The 2,747-nt window shown below is 63.6% G+C and carries 2 protein-coding genes and 1 pseudogene; 2 read left to right on the top strand and 1 reads right to left on the bottom strand.

Translation table 11 applies throughout. From position 1 onward, the window contains the following. Positions 1-202: pseudogene (locus MR825_RS10135) on the bottom strand (Cys-tRNA(Pro) deacylase); the annotation flags it as partial. An 81-nt stretch (positions 203-283) separates the two neighbouring features. Between MR825_RS10135 and MR825_RS10130 the strand changes: the two are divergent. Both MR825_RS10130 and MR825_RS10125 read left to right on the top strand, forming a co-directional pair. Further along, complete coding sequence (locus MR825_RS10130; protein ID WP_186908173.1) at positions 284-1,321, top strand: M42 family metallopeptidase; 1,038 nt, start codon at positions 284-286, stop codon at positions 1,319-1,321. A gap of 459 nt (positions 1,322-1,780) precedes the next feature. Next, positions 1,781-2,620 (top strand): cell wall hydrolase, encoded by an 840-nt coding sequence (locus tag MR825_RS10125; RefSeq protein WP_287880576.1) that lies wholly within the window; start codon positions 1,781-1,783, stop codon positions 2,618-2,620. Positions 2,621-2,747 lie beyond the last annotated feature (127 nt).

The following is a 2,747-nucleotide window of genomic DNA, read 5'->3' as shown; positions in this document are numbered from 1 at the left end:
GCACCGGCACCACAAACACGTAATACTTCCCCGTGGCCCCCTGGGTCACCAGGGTCTTGAACACGGCGCCGGCATCCTTGCCGATCCGGGCCGCCACCGAGACCCCGTCCACCGCCCCGTCGGGACAGGCGTAATAGTGGGGGATATAGGGGACCTTCTTCTGGTCTAACAGCCGCATCACGTTGGTCTTTTCTTCCGCCATGTTTCTCGCGCTCCCGCTTGTAATTTCGGCCCGGCCGGGCTATGATTGGGATATCATACTACAAATAAGGAGTCAATGCAAATGCATCTGGAAGACTGCAGGGAGTTTCTCATGAACACCGCCCGCCGCCTGCTCGCCGCCGACAGCCCCAGCGGCTTTACGCAGCAGGCCGCCGCGGTTGTGGAACAGATCGCGGAAGAGCTGGGCTATCCTGTGCGGCGCACCAACAAGGGCAACGTGATCCTCTCCGTGCGTGGGCGGGAGCGCGGGAAAACGGTCGGCCTGTGCGCCCACATCGACACGCTGGGGCTGATGGTGCGCTCCATCACCGCCGACGGCATGCTGATGATCACCAAAATCGGCGGGCCGATCCTGCCCACCCTGGACGGGGAATACTGCCGCATCTACACCCGGGACGGGCGGATGTATACCGGCACCATCCTCTCCCTCTCTCCGGCGGCGCACGTATTCGACGACGTGCTGACCCGTCCCCGGGACGAAAAGAATTTGGCGGTGCGCATCGACGAACCGGTGCGGGACAAGGCCGGCGTGGAGGCGCTGGGCATCTGCGCCGGGGATTTTGTGTGCTTCGACCCCAAAACCCAGGTCACCGGCAGCGGCTTTTTAAAGTCCCGCTTCATCGACGATAAGGGCAGCGCCGCGTGCCTGCTCACGCTGCTCAAGCTCCTGCGGGATACGGGAGCCGCCCCCCGGTACGACACGGAGCTCTGCTTCACTGTACACGAGGAGGTCGGTCACGGCGGCTGCGTCATGCCGGCGGTGGACGAGCTGCTGGCGGTAGACATGGGGTGCGTCGGGGAGGACCTGAACTGCACGGAGTACCAGGTGTCCATCTGCGCCAAGGACAACAACGGCCCCTATGACTACGGTATGGTGTCCCGGCTGGTGGAGCTGGCCCGCGCCAACGGCGTGGACTACGCCGTGGATATTTATCCGCATTACGGCTCCGACGTGGCCGCTTTCTGGAAGGCGGGCAACGACACCCGGGGCGCCCTCATCGGCCCCGGCGTCCACGCCTCCCATGGCATGGAGCGCACCCATTTCGACGGCATGAAGCATACCATCCATCTGGTGTGGCTTTATCTGGAGTGCGCATAATACGCGCACAGTGCGCTCCATCGCGCCGTCAGGCGCGCAGCCCGGCGGGATTCACTCCCGCCGGGCGGATGCAAGGCACGGGGCCCCCGCGGGATGTGATCCCGTGGGGCGCGCACCCACTTCGACGGCAGGAAGCATACCATCCATCTGGTGTGGCTTTATCTGGAGTGCGCATAAGGCGCGCACAGTGCGCTCCCAGCCCGCTTTTTCGGCAGGACTCCGCCGGGTTTATTTCACGGCATGCCTATCGCAGCAACGCCCAGGGATGCAACAACGGCCGCCGCCGTGCGGGCAAGCGCCTTTTCGACTTGCGGGCCATGATTCGGGGGTAATCCCCGTACAATCAGGGGAAAAAGGCGGCTTTACGCCCGGGGGTTGCATTTTGTTTCCAAATAGATTACAATATAGTAACAAAAAATATCGGTTGGAAACAACTGTCTGCCGTAAGGAGTGATTCCCATGCGCAAACAGCTTTTGGCTCTGCTGCTCTGCCTGGCCGCCCTGGCCGGCGTTTCCGGCCCGGCTCTGGCCGCCGGGGAAGCCGCCTCCGCAGAGCCATCCGTACCCCAGATCTACGTCGACGGCGCGCTCTACGAGCACGCCTACACCGCCGTCATCGAGCATGTGACCTATGTATCCCTGCCCGCCCTGGCCCAGGTGATCCGTCCCACTGTGACGGCGAGCTGGGAGACCGGCCGCGCGGTGCTCCGGGACGAGGGACTGGAACTGACCGCCAAGCCAGGCGACCTGTACCTGTGTGTCAACGGCCGGTATCTTTACATCGCCGGCGGCGTGCAGGTCGGCTATGACGAAAACGGCGGTGCCGTATGTACGCTGGTCCCGGCCCGCACGCTGGCCCAGGCCCTGGGCGCCGCGCTGACCTGGGACGGAGCGATCCAGATCTCCACCGCCGGGGCCGTGCTTCCGGTCTCCGGCGCGGAATTTTACGATGCCGACGCCGTCTTTCTGCTCTCCCACATCATCTACAACGAGAGCGGAAACCAGCCTATGGAGGGCCGGATCGCCGTGGGGAACGTGCTGCTCAACCGGGTGGCCCACCCCTCCTTCCCCGGTACGCTGTACGACGTGGTCTATCAGCCGGGCCAGTTCTACCCGGAAAAGACCGGCTGCATGGAGAAGACCCCCAACGCCGAAAGCGTCGCCGCCGCCAAGCTCTGCCTGGAGGGCGCCGTGGTCGTGCCCAACGCCTATTGGTTCAACGGCGTGGGCAAAAGCTGCTGGGCCTCCCGCAACAAGACCTGCGTGGCGGTCATCGGCGGCCATGCCTTCTACGGATGACGAAAGCACGCTCAGCGCCCGGCCTAAGGCCGGGCGCTGTTTTTTGCTTCCGCCGCGGAAATGTCCAAATGTAGGTTTGTCAAACATATTGGACGGTGAAGTCAATAGGAGAAAGCCAGTGAAGGGG

Source organism: Lawsonibacter sp. (assembly GCF_022777125.1).
Classification (GTDB): domain Bacteria; phylum Bacillota; class Clostridia; order Oscillospirales; family Oscillospiraceae; genus Lawsonibacter_A; species Lawsonibacter_A hominis.
This window is presented reverse-complemented; position numbering and strand designations above follow the sequence as displayed.